Origin of the sequence: Pseudomonas fluorescens, assembly GCF_040448305.1 — a bacterium.
GTDB classification, from domain to species: Bacteria; Pseudomonadota; Gammaproteobacteria; order Pseudomonadales; family Pseudomonadaceae; genus Aquipseudomonas; species Aquipseudomonas fluorescens_BH.
Genome location: NZ_CP148752.1, coordinates 4,452,485 through 4,469,136 on the forward strand (window position 1 = coordinate 4,452,485; position 16,652 = coordinate 4,469,136).

At 59.8% G+C, this 16,652-nt stretch carries 12 protein-coding genes; 5 read left to right on the forward strand and 7 right to left on the reverse strand.

The genetic code is table 11. The features are described from left to right. Positions 1 to 169: 169 nt before the first annotated feature. Entirely contained in the window at positions 170 to 3,559 is a 3,390-nt protein-coding gene (locus tag WHX55_RS20225; RefSeq protein WP_353741160.1) for a multicopper oxidase domain-containing protein, read from the forward strand. A 221-nt stretch (positions 3,560 to 3,780) separates the two neighbouring features. Here WHX55_RS20225 and WHX55_RS20230 read toward each other — a convergent pair whose 3' ends face one another. The 3 genes from WHX55_RS20230 to WHX55_RS20240 form a co-directional block, all read right to left on the reverse strand. Beyond that, positions 3,781 to 4,350, reverse strand: a complete 570-nt coding sequence (locus WHX55_RS20230; protein WP_150726015.1) for a YceI family protein — start codon at positions 4,348 to 4,350, stop codon at positions 3,781 to 3,783. A gap of 86 nt (positions 4,351 to 4,436) precedes the next feature. Further along, complete coding sequence (locus WHX55_RS20235; RefSeq protein ID WP_353741161.1) at positions 4,437 to 5,159, reverse strand: phosphoribosyltransferase; 723 nt, start codon at positions 5,157 to 5,159, stop codon at positions 4,437 to 4,439. A 233-nt stretch (positions 5,160 to 5,392) separates the two neighbouring features. Continuing rightward, the gene (locus WHX55_RS20240; RefSeq protein ID WP_150759388.1) at positions 5,393 to 6,751 is read right to left on the reverse strand and encodes an MATE family efflux transporter; all 1,359 of its coding nucleotides are present in this window, start codon (positions 6,749 to 6,751) and stop codon (positions 5,393 to 5,395) included. A gap of 442 nt (positions 6,752 to 7,193) precedes the next feature. On the opposite strand from WHX55_RS20240, the gene WHX55_RS20245 reads away from it, so the two are divergent. After that, positions 7,194 to 7,466 carry a hypothetical protein gene (locus WHX55_RS20245; RefSeq protein WP_353741162.1) on the forward strand — a complete coding sequence of 91 codons (273 nt, stop codon included), beginning with the start codon at positions 7,194 to 7,196 and terminating at the stop codon, positions 7,464 to 7,466. Positions 7,467 to 7,620: 154 nt separating this feature from the next. Here WHX55_RS20245 and WHX55_RS20250 read toward each other — a convergent pair whose 3' ends face one another. Continuing rightward, complete coding sequence (locus WHX55_RS20250; RefSeq protein WP_150759386.1) at positions 7,621 to 7,893, reverse strand: hypothetical protein; 273 nt, start codon at positions 7,891 to 7,893, stop codon at positions 7,621 to 7,623. Continuing rightward, positions 7,893 to 9,326 carry an S-type pyocin domain-containing protein gene (locus tag WHX55_RS20255; protein WP_353741163.1) on the reverse strand — a complete coding sequence of 478 codons (1,434 nt, stop codon included), beginning with the start codon at positions 9,324 to 9,326 and terminating at the stop codon, positions 7,893 to 7,895. Before WHX55_RS20255 ends, WHX55_RS20250 begins: the two co-directional genes overlap by 1 nt. Positions 9,327 to 10,032: 706 nt before the next feature. Here WHX55_RS20255 and WHX55_RS20260 point away from each other — a divergent pair. Continuing rightward, positions 10,033 to 10,371: a hypothetical protein gene (locus WHX55_RS20260; RefSeq protein WP_150753105.1), complete on the forward strand. Its 339-nt coding sequence runs from the start codon at positions 10,033 to 10,035 to the stop codon at positions 10,369 to 10,371. A gap of 264 nt (positions 10,372 to 10,635) precedes the next feature. Here WHX55_RS20260 and WHX55_RS20265 read toward each other — a convergent pair whose 3' ends face one another. Further along, a complete protein-coding gene (locus WHX55_RS20265; RefSeq protein ID WP_353741164.1) occupies positions 10,636 to 13,473 on the reverse strand; it encodes an AMP-binding protein in 2,838 nt (945 codons plus the stop codon). Between the two features lie 356 nt (positions 13,474 to 13,829). On the opposite strand from WHX55_RS20265, the gene WHX55_RS20270 reads away from it, so the two are divergent. Both WHX55_RS20270 and WHX55_RS20275 read left to right on the forward strand, forming a co-directional pair. Beyond that, positions 13,830 to 15,134 (forward strand): MFS transporter, encoded by a 1,305-nt coding sequence (locus WHX55_RS20270; protein WP_353741165.1) that lies wholly within the window; start codon positions 13,830 to 13,832, stop codon positions 15,132 to 15,134. A gap of 156 nt (positions 15,135 to 15,290) precedes the next feature. Further along, entirely contained in the window at positions 15,291 to 15,668 is a 378-nt protein-coding gene (locus WHX55_RS20275; RefSeq protein ID WP_353741166.1) for a hypothetical protein, read from the forward strand. 35 nt (positions 15,669 to 15,703) lie between these two features. Here the strand turns inward: WHX55_RS20275 and WHX55_RS20280 are convergent, their stop codons facing one another. Continuing rightward, positions 15,704 to 16,606 (reverse strand): universal stress protein, encoded by a 903-nt coding sequence (locus WHX55_RS20280; RefSeq protein ID WP_151215056.1) that lies wholly within the window; start codon positions 16,604 to 16,606, stop codon positions 15,704 to 15,706. Between the last annotated feature and the right edge of the window lie 46 nt (positions 16,607 to 16,652).

The window sequence follows — 16,652 nt, forward strand, 5'->3', positions numbered from 1 at the left end:
ACTTTGAGGATTCCCACCCACAGCGCCACTACGACTAAAGTCCAAACCGCCAGCCTTTTGATATCAAACAACTTTTCGTCTCCCACGTTTTTTCCCCACGATTGGCGCACCTCTTGCACTGAGCGAATGGTGAACGTCAGCCACACCGGCGCGCCCCGAGGGGAACAACATGAAAAAAATGCCAGACCTCAAATTGCTCGGCTTTTTCAGCAAACCGGGCATCGCCGCTGTGATACTGATCAACGTCAGTCTCGGTGCCGTCAACGCCGCACCGCTGGATGATTTCGGCCCGCCCCCTCCGACGGACCCCTCGGCGTTTACCAACCCGCCGGCCGACCCCAAGGCCGCGCTGGATGCCATAGAGGCCATGCCACCCGCCAACACGGGCGCCTACGCCCTGCCCAATGGTGTGTACGGCACCCGCACCACGCCAACGGTCGACAACGTGCTGCCGCCAGCCCTGCAGACATCCTTCAAGATCCCCACCAATGGCAAGCCCAGCCCATTGTTCGGAGCCCAGCCGTACACTCAGCAACTGCTGCTGTTCGAAGAATTCGGCACGGAGAAACTCGACCCGACACTGCCGGCACCGCCCCTGACCTTCCCGGTTCCGATCGTCGGCCCGGCGCCCACCCAGGACCCGAACAACATCGCCCGCAGCGGCCCTTCGGCCGCGACGCTGGAAGCCTTCATGCGCCAGCCGGGGCTGTACCCGTTTCCGTCGCAGTTTTCCAACGTGCTGGACCGCAACCCATGGAAAGCGCAGATCGAAGCCTTCCTCAACCGCCATCCGGTCGGCTCGCCGGCCGAAGGTCGTCCGCCAGGAAAAGGCTGGTCGCACCAGCGCTGGAACGAGTTTTACCCACAGGTCGCCTTCAAGACCGCTCAAGCGGGTGCCAAGCTCAACGGCGGCATGCGCGACCGCCGACAGTTGCACAACTACGCCGTCGGTGAGTTCGGGCCTGGCGGGCTCTACAACCAGACCTCGGACAACCCGGTCATAACGGGCACCACCAAAGGCATCGACACCCGCTTTCACCCCAACATGCCGATTCAGAACCACAAGGCACTCTGGACCTTCGACGGCACCTTTCCGCCAAAACTGCTGATGGTGCGGTACGGCCAACCCGTGCTGATGCGTCACTACAACGCCCTGCCGATCGATCCGTCGGCCAACATGGGTTTCGGTCTGCACACCCTCAGCACCCACGAACACAACGGCCACTCCCCGGCCGAAAGCGACGGCTATGCCAATGCGTTTTTCTTTCCGGGGCAGTACTACGACTATCGCTGGCCGATCCAGTTGGCCGGTTACGACAGCATCAACACCAGCGCCCAGGATCCGCGCGCGGCGTTCCCCTGCGCCCCGGGCGAAACCCTGTTCGTCAACGATGCCACGCCGGGCCTCAAGACCTGCAACAACGGCACCATCAAGATCCGTGGCGACTGGCGCGAAACCATGAGCACCCACTGGTTCCACGACCACATGCTCGATTTCACCGCGCAGAACGTCTACAAGGGCAACGCGACGATGATGAACTACTACAGCGCCCTGGATCGCGGTAACGAAGCGTTTGTAGACGGCGTCAACCTGCGCCTGCCCAGCGGTTCTGCATTGCCCTGGGGCAACCGCGACTATGACGTCAACCTGACGGTGGCCGACAAGGCCTGGGATACCACTGGCCAGCTGTGGTTCAACCCGTTCAACACCGATGGTTTTCTCGGCGACCAGATCCTGGTCAACTGGCAGTACCAGCCATACCTGAAAGTGCGCGCGCGCAGCTATCGTTTCCGCATTCTCAATGGCTCGGTGTCACGTTTCTTCAGAATCGCGCTGGTGCGTGAAATCGTCGGCACCGGTGGCGAATTCCCCGGCCCGACCGGTTCCGGCCTGTCCTATACCCGTGTGCCGTTCCACTTGATCGCCAACGACGGCAACCTCATGGAACACGCCGTGCCGTTCGACGGCAGCATGGACCTGGACGCCGACGGCGATGTGCAGGACCACAACGCCATCCTGCCCGCCCAGGGCATCGCCGAGCGTTTCGACATCATCGTCAACTTCTCAAAACACGGGATCAGCACCGGCGACAAGTTGTACTTCGTCAACCTGATGGAGCACCACGACGGCAAGGGTCCGGAAAGTCTGCCGCTGAGCCTGGCCGATGTCCTGTCCGGCAAGTACAAGGCAGTGCTCAAGCTGGGCAGCAAAGGGCTGGAATGGGACGCCGGCGACCCGGCGGTGGGCAAGTTCATGCAGATGGTGGTCCAGCCTTATGCCGGCCAGGACGTGAGCATGAACCCCGCCGACTACGAACCCGCCAAGCCGGGCAAGCCGGTGGGTCAAAGCATGATCCCGCTGACCCTCAACCGTGACGACCCGACGGTGCAAGCCAAGCTCAACGCGGCGCGGCATCGCGAGTTCACTTTCGGCCGCTCCGACGGCACCGACGAAGAACCCTGGACGATCAAGACCGACGGTGGGTTCGGCTTCCAGATGGACCCTCGAATCATCAGCGCCGCTCTGCAACTGGCCACCGGTCCGACCCCTGCCGGGTTCTCCGGCGACGGCACCCTGGAAGTGTGGAAAATCAGGAACGGCGGCAACGGCTGGAGCCACCCGGTGCACGTGCACTTCGAAGAAGGCATCGTCCTCAGCCGCGACGGCAAGGCGCCGCCGGAATGGGAAAAATGGGCGCGCAAGGACGTCTATCTCATCGGCGAGGGCATCGACAGTTCGGTGGACGTGGACATAGCGATCCGCTTCCGGGAGTTCGCCGGGACCTACCTGGAGCACTGCCACAACACCCAGCACGAGGACACCTCGATGCTGCTGCGCTGGGATGTCGAGCACCCCGGCCAGTTCCAGTTGATGCCAACGCCCCTGCCTGGCTGGGACGGCGTCACCTACGTCAATTCCGCTGCGCTGCCGACCTTCCGCACTGGCGATAAACGTGAAGAGGACGGCGATAACCAAAAACCGATTGCCAACCCCGACAGCGCCATCAGTAACACCGGCCAACCGGTGATCATCAACGTGCTGGCCAACGACACCGACCCTGACGGTAACGTGCCACTTAAAGTGGTGGGCCTGGAGCAACCGGACTCCGGCAAGGGCGTGGTCAGCACCGACGGTCTGCGCGTGACCTACACACCACCGGCCACGGTCCCCGCGCCGTTCACCGCGACCTTTTCCTATAGCGCCAGCGATGCCAGGAACGCGGAGTCGGCACCGGCGACGGTGTCCGTGGCGGTCTCGGCAGCGATCAACGAGAGCCTGATCGTCACCAGCGCTACCGTCACCGCCCGCAGCAACAGCCGCTGGTATTGGGTCCTGTCCGGCACCACCTCCCGTGGCGCGGGCAATACCATCACGGCGACTGCCACCACCACGACCGGTACGGTGAACCTTGGCGCCGCCGTCCTGACGCTGACACCGACAGGCGCGCGCTGGAATATAGCGGTGACGACCGCCGGCAGTGGTCCGTCGCCTAGCCCGACGGCGACCATCAAATCGGCCTTCGGCAAAACCGTGACGGTGCCGATAAAGGCGAACTAGAGCGGATTGATCGACGCCCGGTCCATGCAATGTGGCTCGGGCGTTTTTCTTTTGTGCAGCGTACTCAGATTTTGCATTCACCAAAGATCAAATGTGGGAGCGAGCCTGCTCGCGAAAGCGGAGTGTCAGGCGACATCTCTACGACAGGTTCGCCGCCTTCGCGAGCAGGCTCGCTCCCACAACAGGAATGTCGTTGACCGGAAGTTAACGTTCGGCCCAACTCACCGCTGCGGCGCCACCATCCGGAAGCGGATATTGATCTCGTTGGACACCACACTGTCCGCCCACTCGCCCTCGCCGATCTTGAAGTCGTCACGCTTGAGCACCAGTTGGCCCTCGAAGATGCCGATGGCGCTCTCCGATTTGAGCAGCACCGGCACACTCACTTCCCGAGTGAGTCCCCGCAGGGAAAGCTTGCCGGTGATGGTGTAGCGGTTATTGCCCAGGGCCTTGATGGACGTCGACTCGAAGGTCGCCACCGGATAAGTCGCGGTGTCGAACCACGCCGGTTTTTGCAGCTCGGTGTTGGCGTCGCTGCTGCCGGCGTCGATGCTTTTCAGGTCGATGGTCAGCGCGGCATGGGCGGCGCCGGGGTTATCGGTGTCGAAGTCGAGTTTGGCCTTGAACTTGCCAAAGGTGCCGAAGGCTTTCGAACCCATCTGCACATAGGTGAAACTCAAGGTGCTGGCCCTGGCGTTCACATCCTTGTATTCCACGGCTTCAGCAAACGGCACCGGGCCGAACACAAGCGTGCCGGCCAGAGCGACACAACGCGCGGATCGAAGGTTCATGGCACTCTCCGGGAGGGCTCCCGTCTTGAGTTGGCGTGCCGCACAGATCGGGTGGCATCAGATGGACTAAAGCAAACAACCGGCGCTTATTCCACCTCACCCGTTGATTTGCGACCACCTGCCGCTGGCCGTCCGCGCTGCCCGCACTCCCCGCGTTGCCACGCCCGCTGCAACAGGTCGATCACCTCGGTATCTGAGGTCTGGGAAAAATCCATGTACCAATGGCCAATCGACATGAACCACTCGGGTATCAGCGGGCAGATCAACTCATCCACCTCGCTGCGTAGCGCCTGCACCGTTTCGATCGGCGCCACCGGCACCGCCACCACGATGCGCGATGGCGCCTGCACCCGCAGCGCCTGGATCGCCGCCCTCATCGAAGCGCCGGTGGCCAGGCCGTCGTCGATCAGGATCACCACCTGATCCTTGAGCTGCACCGCCGGCCGCATGCCACGGTAGACCTGCTCGCGGCGCAGCAGCTCGCGGCTTTCCCGTTCGACCACAGCGTCGAACGCAGCCTTCGCAATCGGATGCACCCGCAGCGCCTCTTCATTACGAATCTGGATGCCGCCGCTGGCAATCGCGCCCATGGCGTACTCCGGGTGGGACGGCACGCCGAGCTTGCGCACCAGCATCAGGTCCAGGCGAACCTTCAGCGCCGTGGCCACCTCATAAGCCACCGGCACGCCGCCACGGGGCAAGGCCAGAACGATGACGTCGGAGCGATTGGCGTAAGGCAGCAACGGCTCAATCAAACGCCGCCCGGCCGCTGGCCGGTCTTGCAGGATGGAATGGGACAAGGGGTTCATGTGAAAACCTCCCCAGGCGATCTCGCCTGCGAACTTCAGCCAAACCTGCCTTTTGTGGCAGGGGCTTTTGTGGCGAGGGAGCTTGCTCCCGCCGGGCCGGTCCGCGTTCGGGCGCAGCAGCCCCCAAAAACCGAAAACGATTACCGAGTTTTGTGAGTGCTACGCACTCAAGCGCGAGCAAGCTCGCTCGCCACAAACTTGGTCCATAGCATTATCCGCCCCCTTTACCCCGCCTACACCAACCGCTCAATCTTCTGATGCTGCCACACCACTTTGTAATACAGCGTCTGCAACGCCAGCATCCCCAGATATGCCACCGGAAACGCCATCCATACCCCTTGCAGCCCGTAATTCGCATCCAGCAGATACGCCGCCGGCAACTGAATCCCGACCACGCAGACAATGGAAATCGCCACCGGCACCATCACCGTGCCGCTGGCGCGCATGATGCCGCCGATGATCGCCTGGAAGCCGAACACCAACAGGCTCCAGAGCATGATGTGCAACAGGTGCTCAGCCATGTTGAGCGTCGCCTCTTCGGTGAGGAACGACGCCAGCAACCAGCTCGACAACAGGTACCCGAGCACCACCAGGCCACCGGTCAAACACACATTGATCATCAGCCCGGTCTTCAGGATCGGCCCGATGCGCTCGATGCGCCCGGCCCCGATCGCCTGCGCTCCGAGGATCGACGCGGTAATCGCAATCGACAGCGCCGGGAACTGCACGTAATTGACGATCTGCGTCACCGCGCCATACGCCGCCGTCGCCTGGGAACCGTGCTGGTTCACCAGCGCCAGAATCACCAGCTCCGACAGCGACAACACCACCATCTGCAATCCGGTGGGCAAACCGATGCGCAGCACCTTGCCGAGAATCGCCATGTCCAGCTTCATCGCCGCAAAGAACTCGCGGTCCGGCGCCAGCGGATGGCCCTTGCCAATCAAGCGCCACGCCAGCAGCCCCATCGCTACCAGGTTACCCACCAACCCGGCAAACGCCGCACTCTGAATCCCCATCGGCGCAAAACCCAACCACCCGCGAATCAATGCCGGCGTCAGCGCCAGCCCCACGCAGGTCGACACCACCAGCGCCAGCAACGGCGACAACGTATCACTGACCCCGCGCAGCAACTGGGTGAACAACACAAACACCAACAGCGACGGCATGATCCACAACATCACATGGGCATACGCCACCGCATCGTCCAGCACATCCGCCGGCGTCCCCAACCCCACCAACGCCGACCGCGCAAACACACTCCCCACCACCGCCGCCGCCAACCCGATCAATACCCCCAACAACAACGTCGCCCCGGCAATCGCCTTCACCAGATGCATCTCCCGCGCCCCCCACGCCTGCCCGATCAACACCCCGGCGCCGGCGCCAAGGCCGATGACCAGGGCGATGAAGAAAAACACGATGGGGAACATTCCCGACACCGCCGCCAGGGCCTGGGTGCCGAGCATCTGGCCGATGTAGATGCTGTTGACCGTGCCGGACATGGATTGCAGGAAGTTCGACAGGACCATCGGGGCAAGGAAAAGGAGGTAGGTTTTCCAGAGGGCGCGTTGGGGGTTGGGGGTTTGCATTCGGGAAGGTCCATCTCGACGGGAGGAGCGAAGATTAAGGATAGCGTGGGAGGCTGAATCCAAGGGGCCGTGAACATCTCAGGTCTGTGTTTATATTTCCAGCGACGTTATGTGAAAGGTCTGAAGTTTCATCGTCGCGGGTCCTACATAAAGCTCGGAATCCCTCACCTTCCCCCGCTGATCTCATGCGGCTTATAGTCGGCACCGTCGCCCAGAATGGCGATTCGGGTTTGGCGACCTGATCATAGAGAATGCGAAGGTTATCCGCTTCATTGCAGGTATCATCGCACCCGCAAAGCCGCTGTTATGGCGGCTGTGCGCGGGAGACCTTAGGGTCTGCCGGTTTTCTCTATACCGGTTCGCCAACCTGCGCACAGCTGCCACCCAATCGTTTGGCGACGACTGAGTGACGGCTTAAGCCAATCAAATAGAGATCTTCACAATGAATCGATATATGCCTCTTACCGGGATTGACCTGATACCGGCTTCCCTGCTCATCGACACCCAAGCCCCTCTCGACGTTCTGCAAGCCATGGCCGACTACCGAATTCGGACAGTCACGCAGGTGCTGGAAAACATCGCCTACCGATCCGAACTTGGTTGCGACACCGTGGTGCTGGAGGACTTTTCCAAGTTGCTGGTCATTCCGTTGCGAGATGGGTGTGATTTGATGGATGTGATTGGGCGGCGGTTACGGGCGCAGGCTGCGGAGTAGCAATATGCCCGTAACAAAGAGAAGAGCCGCTGCGGCAGCGGCTCAACCTGGGAAACCTTCGACGATTTAAACGACTGGCCAACGAACCGGACGACCACGAAATGATGGCTACTGTCACCGTTCTCTGGCACCTGCGTTCAGGCACTTGGTGCTGTCAATCAAAGGTATATTTGCCTTCGAGCATGAATGCCGGTTCTCTCCAGTTGGGCCCTCTCACAACTCCGCCCCCACTATATTTGATAAAACCGGCATCACACATTTTGTGGACAAGGTTCAATAGCCCTATGTTGTTCTCCACATGCGCCCAGTTAGCCCGATTATAAAGGCCATCAAGCTGAGGAAAGGAAATACCTAATTGATTTTTGGTTACAAATAGAATTACCTCTTCAGGTTTCTCGTTAAGCACGATGGTTGCAATGAAGCTCATTATTTTATCCCTCCAAGTTCCTTGTACTCTCGTTCCCTTTGCTTTTCATCCGCTTCTAAAGCATCAGGCGTATAGAGCAATTCAAAAGCATCTTTGACTTTGTAGTCCTCCAGCGTCGCGGCGTGAGTATTGTTCCAAATAACACCGTCATCCGAGTTTACACCGTCAGCTACACCTAATGCTCTGAAACGTTCGAGCTCTCTGATTTCATGAGTATAGAAGCGTTTGTCCACATCTGTGATGACCAATTCACCCAGCAGAATTTTTTTCAAGCGATCAATCATGATGGCATTGGCATCCGAAGATCTGAAACGTCCCGTATGTAATTTGACCAGGTCAATACCCGTTTGGGTCACAGCAGCACTTGTCCAATCGAGATCGAGGATTGGGCCTCCAGCTTTGGCGGGATTGAAAAGTCGACCGCTGTATTTTCCCCTTGTGGTTGCTCCTTCATAAGGACTATTAAAAACAACGTAGATTGGCGGTAGACCGCTTTCAATCGGAAAGCAGTAAATGCAATCCCTGAAATCAGGCAATTCGACCGCGGGCAAGGTTTCAGGCTGCACAAGCAATGGCGACAGCGTAACTCCAGTGTATGTCGGTACTTGCGCAGGTCGGGCAGGCGAAGTTGTCGAACCGTTTCCCAAGTGAATAATTGGAAAACTGAGGATAATGGGCGGTGTATCGTTTGACGTGAAACTGTAGCTGCTGGTCGTTGGATCGAATGTCAATGCTCGTACTGGCACTTTTTCCGAGACGCTCCCTCCAGCCGGGGTTGCAACGAGTGTGTATTGGTTAAGGTCGCCATAAATCCGATAAGGAAGGTCAATGGTTCCTTCGGCAGCGGCGATTTCATTCAGGTTTGACGGCAGCTTTGGTAAAAAAGTGGTACCGGGTAGTTTGAGAGCTGTTTGAGGAAAGCGTTCGCCGTTAGCAAGAGCAGGTGAATAGAACAAGGCCCCGATCCCAACAGCAGTGGCCCGACTGATTAGTGCTTCCCCCAACCCTGCCAATAACCTAATGCCTCCCTGGATTCGCGCCCCGAAGGTCCAACCGTCGGCGAAATGGATGGCAATGGCACCCGCCACGGTTCCTGCCTCTTCGCCATGACCAATGGGCAACCTGTAGGTGTAGGCGACTTCGCCCCTTGCCAAGGCGCGATGGATTTCAGCGTCTGCAGTTGCGGAAGCGTCCTCCAAAATGCGAACGGCCTCGATAAGGATTCGTTTAACGTAGGCGGCAGTTAGCGACAACAGGAATTCTTCATAAAAACTTAGTCGTACTTCATCATCTCTTTCTGACTCCACATCACTTGCAAAAAACTCGGCAATTGTTTCTCTGTCTAGCGACAATGCGTCCACGCCAATATGCAATATTGCATCGTGCCAACTTCCGTGCATTGTGACCCTTTGCAAAAGCTCAACGATGATCACTTTCTTTTTTAAGGCAGCTTCCAGCGCATTTAACTCTTGGGAGTCAATGCCTGCGGCTATGCGTTTCTCTAGATAATCTCGAATATTCGGTGCACCACCCGAAAAACATTCGTTATCTGATCGTGCGCCGAAAGAAATATCGCCACTAATTGTTGGTATTCGTTTCTGGTTTTTTTGACGCCCTCAATACTATGCGGCGTAGTAACCGCCGGGACATTCCCATCCCAAAACAAAATACTATCGAAGCTTGAAGGAAAAACTGAGGCTTGCGCAGCTTGAACCGGCAGAGACCCAGACGTTATTGAAGGTGAATAATGAGTAACTGGTTTTTGCATATAGCACTCCATGCAACAATATTAATTCCATTAAATAGACAGAACAAAAGTTATGCCGCAACAACATAGCAATTTCAACACTTCAATATTTACTGCATGCATCGCGCGAAAAATAGCATTAGGCCCAAACAACCTCTGCGGCTTCCAGCAAAATCTTCACCGTTGGCCATTCCGTTGCACGATGGTTGTGACTTGATAGATGTGATTGGGCGGCGGTTACGGGCGCAGGCTTCTGAGTAAAGGAAAACGGGCATCAAAGGTGCCCGTTTTTTTGTCTGACGAGAAAAGTGGTTTACTTGTTCTGAGGCTCGGTCCTGGCGAAGCGCGCCAGGCTTTATCTTCTTTCCGTCGGTTTGACGCCTGGATGCCTTATGGAGATGAACCGTACAAAGCAGTTTGTCTGTGGATCAACTCAACACAACAACCCTCTTGAGCGCCTCATCCATGTGCTGGAGGCATCCCTCGAATTGATATCGCTTCCTGAGAATGATTTCTGCTGGTCTTTTTGGGCTGACAGCGATGAAGCAAAAGCAGAACTGGAGGGGTTGATCAAATCGCTTAAAGCCGGGGTGCTGCCCGCAAGAACCCACTTTGCTGTACTTTTTGCACCAACAGGTCCGCTGCAAGAGCTCAGTCTCAGCAGTGGGTGGGCGGAAACCTTTTTGAAAATCGCCAGTAAATATGACGAGATAGAGGCACGGTTGTGGTGAGGGAATGATGCTGGCTTGGCGAATGCCAGAGTCGAAATACCAAGCACTTCCAATGATGGCTTTGGATCGTTTTCAGCACTTCGGGGCAGGCAAAAATCGGCCAGAAACAGCCTGTCATGACCGGCAGAGAACGGCCAGAAGCGGTCACTCACAGCAGATGTCGATATCAGCCTTGTTCGATAAAGGATAAGAATCCAGTTTAGCTTTTGACGCTTGCCCACTCTTTAAACAGCTCTGGAAAGCCGACACCGGCGAAGTCATCGCCTAACCTGCGAGCTGGGCCCGTTCAGATTCATCCAAGTGCTCTAGCAGCACCGCTATCGTTGCATCCCGCAACTTGATTGCCTCTATCCAGCCCGGTCCCTGCGCCAACAGCGGAGGGCAGACATTGACGTGGATTGCACCGTGGCGCGGGAACCACTGCCCGTCGCGCAGCACCCTGCGCGTGCCGCAGATTGCGACCGGCAGCAGCGGCACGCCGACACGCGCGGCGAGCACGAAGGCGCCCATGTGGAAGGTGCGCAAGCCTGGCTCTCGGGTAAAGGTCCCCTCGGGGAAGAACACCAGCGGCTGGCCAGTCTGTAGCGCCTCGGCCAAGGGCTCGGTGTCTGCGGCGCTGCGCTGCAGGTCGAAGCGTTCGACGAAGCGGGCGCCGAGCTTGCGCAGGAACAGGCCGGCAATCCACTGGTCAGCCAGTTCGCGCTTGGCAACGAAGCTGAACTGCGGCGGCAGGGCTGCGCAGAGAATGACGCCATCGAGGTAGCTGGCATGGTTTACGGCCAGCACGCTCACCCCTGACTCAGGCAGGCGCTCCAGCCCCGTGACGCTGAACGGCACCCCCGCCAGGCGCACGAACAGCCGTGCGGCCGCGCGGGTAAAGCTGCGGCACCAACGCTGGCGCGGCAGGATCGCGACGCCCAGCCAGGTCAGCGGTGTGACCAGCCAGAACAGCAGCCAGATGTAGGCGGCATACAGCGCAGCGCGGCAGGTCCGCCAGCTGCGACCGAACTGCCCACGTACAGCCTGCAGCACCAGGCGCAGTAGCTGGTGCCACACGGCGAGGTGCGGCCGATCCACTTCGCCGCGCTCATACAGTTCACGGCTGGCAGCACGGCGAATCTTGCCGCTGGAGGTCTTCAGTACGCTATGCGGTGGCGCCAGAACGATATCGTCGGGCGGCACACCGGTGAGGTCGACCACGATGCGGTTGACCTCCTGCTGCAGGCGTTGCCGCGCGGCAGCTTCCTTCTCGTAGCTTTCTGCCAACACCACCAGGCGCTCGGTGCCGGTGGCCGGGTCAGGACTGCCGAACACCGCGATGCAGCCTTTGCGCAGGCCGGGCAAATTGCCGACCGCCGCTTCGACATCATAGGGATAGATGTTGCGCCCGGCACGGATGATCAAGTCCTTGGCGCGGCCGGTCAGGTAGACCTCGCCGCCGGCCATGTAGGCGAAGTCGAGCGAGTCGAACCAGCCATCGTGCAGCACCCGGCGGGTCTCTTCGAGGTTACGGTAGTAGCCACCGGTGGTGGACGGCCCGCTGAATTGCAGGTGACCTTCGCTGCGCTCGGGGAGTTCGACCCCGCGGCCATCGACGATGCGAATCTGATGGCCCGGCAGCGGCCGGCCGCTGGAGACGAAGCGTAGCGTCGCGCTGGCGTCCGCTTCGGCGGGCAGCGCATTGCCACGGGCCTGGAACGCCTCGCGCTGCACCCTGTCGATCAGCGGCCCTCGGTTCAGGGGAGGAAAGGCCACGCCCAGCGTGGCCTCGGCCAACCCATAGACCGGCGCCAGCGCTGTGGGCGCCAAGCCATAGCGAACGAATCGTTCGGTGAAGCGTTGCAAGGTATCCGGGCTGACCGGCTCGGCACCGTTGAAGGCCACGCGCCAACTGCTCAGGTCCAGACCTTCGAGGTCGCCGTCAGCGAGTTTGCTCAGGCACAGTTCGTAGGCGAAGTTGGGCGCCGCCGACAACGTGCCGCGGAAGCGGTCGATAGCCCATAACCAGCGCGCCGGCCGCGCAAGGAAAGCCAGCGGCGACATCAGCACCAGGCTGTAGCCGTAATACAGGCTGCCCAGCCAGGCACCGATCAGGCCCATGTCGTGGTACATGGGCAACCAGCTGACGAACACGTCCTGTGGCCCCACGTTCAGAGCCCCACCCATGGCGCGCAGATTGGCCAGCAGACTGGCGTGGCTGACCATCACGCCCTTGGGCTGTCCAGTGCTGCCCGAGGTGTACTGCAGGAAGGCGAGGTCATCCGGTTGCCGCGCGGGTGTGATGCACTCGCCCCCCTCACCGGTCAACTCGGCCACGGTGGCAATGCGAGTCAGACTCGGAACCTGCGGCTGGAGCAGTCGGGCGAGCAGCTTCGCTTGCGTCACGGTAATCAGCACTTTGACTTCGGCGTTGCGCAGGATGCCAGCCTGGCGGCGCAGATGATCCTCTATCTGCGACAGGCGCAGCGGTGGGTAGATGGGCACCGGCACACCGCCGGCCAACAGCGTTCCAAAAAAGCCATGGAGAAAGTCGCGCCCGGTGGGCAGCATCAAGGCCACGGTCTGACCCGCCTGCAAGCCACTGCGTTGCAGTCCTGCGGCAACGGCCAGAGCGTCCTGGTGCAAGGCGCCATAGCTGATGTCTTCCGGCTGCTCACTTTCATCCAGCAGGCGCACATGGGGATGTTGCGGCTGATGGCGCACATGCCATTCCAGCACTTCGATCAAGGTCCGCGCGGAGTCAGGAGCCTGCCCCGTTGCTGTCGGGGCCTCGCTGGCGTCGCTGGAGGACAACGGGCGTACCGCATCGGCACCCTGTCTGCGGTGTAGCACGCGCAGTACATCGCCGGGGGTGTCCGCCGAGGCGAACAGGGTTTCCGGTAAGCGCACACCGAATTCGTGCTCGATACGTGACCACAACTCGACCCGGGCCAGGCTGTCTACGCCCAGGTCCCGGTCGAGCACGCTGTGCAAGGTGACTTGCAAACCTTCTGCCGCCTGCGGCCGCAACTCGACCACGGTGCGCTGGACAATTTCGAGCAATTTTTCCGCGTCCCCATCGGAACGGGGAACGGCACGGGTTTCTGGAGGCGGACGAGACATCGGCGGCCCCTCATGACAGGACACTCTGTGTGTAGATCCTTGCCAATTGCCATTATGCGCCTATGGCGGCGACTGGGAATGCCATCAGCGCTCGCAGGATGGCTGAGCCAGTTAAGGACTTTGAGACGAACATTGCCCTGTGGCGAGGGAGCTTGCTCCCGCTGGAGCGCGAAGCGGTCCAAAATCAGGCGACTCAATCTTGCAGTTAGTACCGAGTCGCCTGATTTTACGACTGCTTCGCAGCCGAACGGGAGCAAGCTCCCTCGCCACAATTGATCACCAAGCTGTAGATTTTTGTTAACTGACTGGCATTGGGGCTAGGCTCTTAAGGATGCCGCACCTACAGAGAGATCGCCATGCCAGCCAGCCTTGCCCCCGGAGTGACACGCCGAGAAATCTGGGCCTGGGCGATGTTCGATTTCGCCAACTCCGGCTACACGACGGTGGTGATCACCGCCGTGTTCAATGCCTACTTCGTCGCGGTGGTCGCCAAGGGCGAAGCCTGGGGTACGCTGGCCTGGACCAGCGCCACCGCTCTGTCCTATGTTCTGATTATCCTGACCGCGCCACTGATCGGCGCCTATGCCGACGCCTTCGCCTGCAAGAAGCGCCTGCTGCTGTTCAGCACGGTCGGTTGCGTCGCCTTCACCTCTGGACTCGCGCTGGCCGGACCGGGGGAGCTCGGTGTCGCGATCCTTTTCATCGTGCTATCCAACTTCTGCTTCGGCAGCGGCGAGAACCTGATCGCCGCCTTCCTGCCCCAACTCGCCCGTGCAGATGCCTTGGGCAAGGTGTCCGGTTGGGGCTGGGGGTTGGGCTATATCGGCGGTCTGGTCAGCCTGGGTGCCTGCCTGGCCTTCGTCAGTTGGGCTCAGGCGCAGGGCCAGACTGCGGCGCAGTTCGTGCCGGTGTGCATGCTGATCACCGCGGCCTTGTTCGCTGTAGCCAGCGTGCCGACCTTCCTGTTCCTGCGCGAACGCAGCCAGCCGCAGCCAGGGCGCGGCGACACGCCTATCCCACAGGCGGCGCTGGCGCGCTTCGCGCAGACGCTGCGCGAAGCCGAGCACTATCGCGACCTGCTGCGCTTCCTTGCCTGCACCGTCTGCTACCAGGCCGGTATCTCGGCGGTGATCGCCCTGGCTGCCATCTATGCCAATCAGGTCATGGGCTTCAGTACCCAGGACACGCTGCTGCTGATCTTCGTGGTGAATATCACGGCCTCCATCGGTGCCGTGCTGTTCGGTTGGCTGCAGGATCGCCTCGGCCATCGCGCCACGCTGGCGCTGACCCTGGTGGGCTGGCTCGGCATGGTCGGTCTGGTCTGGTTCGCGCGCGGCCCCGAGCTATTCTGGCTGGCGGCCAACCTCGCCGGTCTGTGCATGGGCGCCAGCCAATCGGCTGGCCGCGCGATAGTCGGACTGCTGGCGCCGCCGACGCGCCTGGCGGAGTTCTTCGGCCTCTGGGGGCTGGCGGTCAAACTGTCGGCAATCCTCGGCCCCATGACTTACGGCCTGACCAGTTGGCTGTCCGGTGGCGATCACCGCCTGGCGATGCTGATCACCGGCAGTTATTTCGTAGTCGGCCTGCTGATCCTGGCCGGCGTCGACCTCAAGCGCGGGCGGCAGGCAGCTATCAGCCATACCGAGAGTCTCGCAAAGTGAAAGGGACGATCCCTATCGGCCCAGCTTTCGCCTGGTGCAGTCAATTGGCGTTGTCTGACAGGACCTATGGCTGCCACTCATCGTCAGATCGTTGACGTTTTGAGTTTGGGTGCGCGCAATGTCTACCCTAAAATGATCGTCCAGAGAATACGCCACATGACCGAGATCATCATGCTCGCCGGTGACTTCCCACAGTGCAACGGGGAATATCATCTGGGTACCATCACGCTCAAAACGACCTTCAAACCACGACAGGGAAAAAAGAGTTTTTCCGTCTCGGAATTCAAAGATCTAACGGTCCAGAGCACGGAATCCAACAAGAATATAAAGGCCGCCATCGGCCTGGGCATTGCGGGCGCGATGTTGTTGGGGCCGGTCGGTGCCATCGCCGGCTATCTGCTCGCGGGCCACAGCACGGAAGTGACCTTCATGGCCACCCTTAAGGACGGTGGCAAGCTCTTGGCGGCAACCGATGGCGATACCTACCGGGATATCTCGGCACGCGCGCTCAAAAAATCCCGCCACAGTCGCTGAGGCGCTCTTTGCGAGTCATTTAACAGCGAATCAATTTACTGATCCGCTGTCCCCGTAACGGCGAAAATGTTGCAGGGCACTTTATATAGAACATGCTCCGTCGTACTGCCCACCCATTTGCCCAGCCCCTTGCGATGCGCATTTCCCATGACGATCACATCGGCCCGGTGATGCGCTGCAAAGTCGGCCAGCGCTTTGCCAGGCGGACCTTCAACGAAGTGTTGTCGCTCATTGGGCACGCCGTAGTGGTCGGCCAGTGCGATAAATGACTTTTGCAGTGACTTGCGCACATCGCTGCTGAAGCCCAGCATCGTCACTGCACCAGCACCTGCGTCGGATATATGTGTCTGCGATAGATCGTAGGCATGCAGCAGATGAAGCTCCGCGCTGCATTGCATCGACAATCCGTTCGCCACCTGGATGATGCGGTCGTTGATGCCAGTGATCTGAGTCTCGGGGTGTGACGGATCGACTGCCGCCACTACCACTCGCGGAAGTGGGCACCTGACTTCGCTGACCAGATGCACAGCCACCGGACATTCGCGCAACAGGTGCCAATCCAGAGGCGTAATGAAAACGCGTTTGAGCGCTGACTCGTGTTGCACGTCCTTGATAACCAGATCCGGCTGCATTTCTGCCACATGCTGAAGTATTTCTTGCAGCGCGGTTCGCGTAACAAGCACTTCGGTACTCACCTTGACCCCGCGCCCTCGGATCAGATCGGCCTCATCCTTCAGCCACTTTTCGTTCTCTTGCTGACAGGCCTCACGAAAACGCGCACCGGCGCTCATCAAACCCAAGAGGTTGGAGTCTTCGATAAACACCGTGATGTGCAGCGCCGCGCCAGTGGCTTCGGCAATGGCGACAGCTCGCTCCAACGCCGGGGTGTGACGCATGGCAGGACCGACTATCAGTAAGAGTCGTTGATATTGGCTCATGTAACACCTCCAAACGTTCCGGGATATCTAGCTCCCCCAGCGCTCT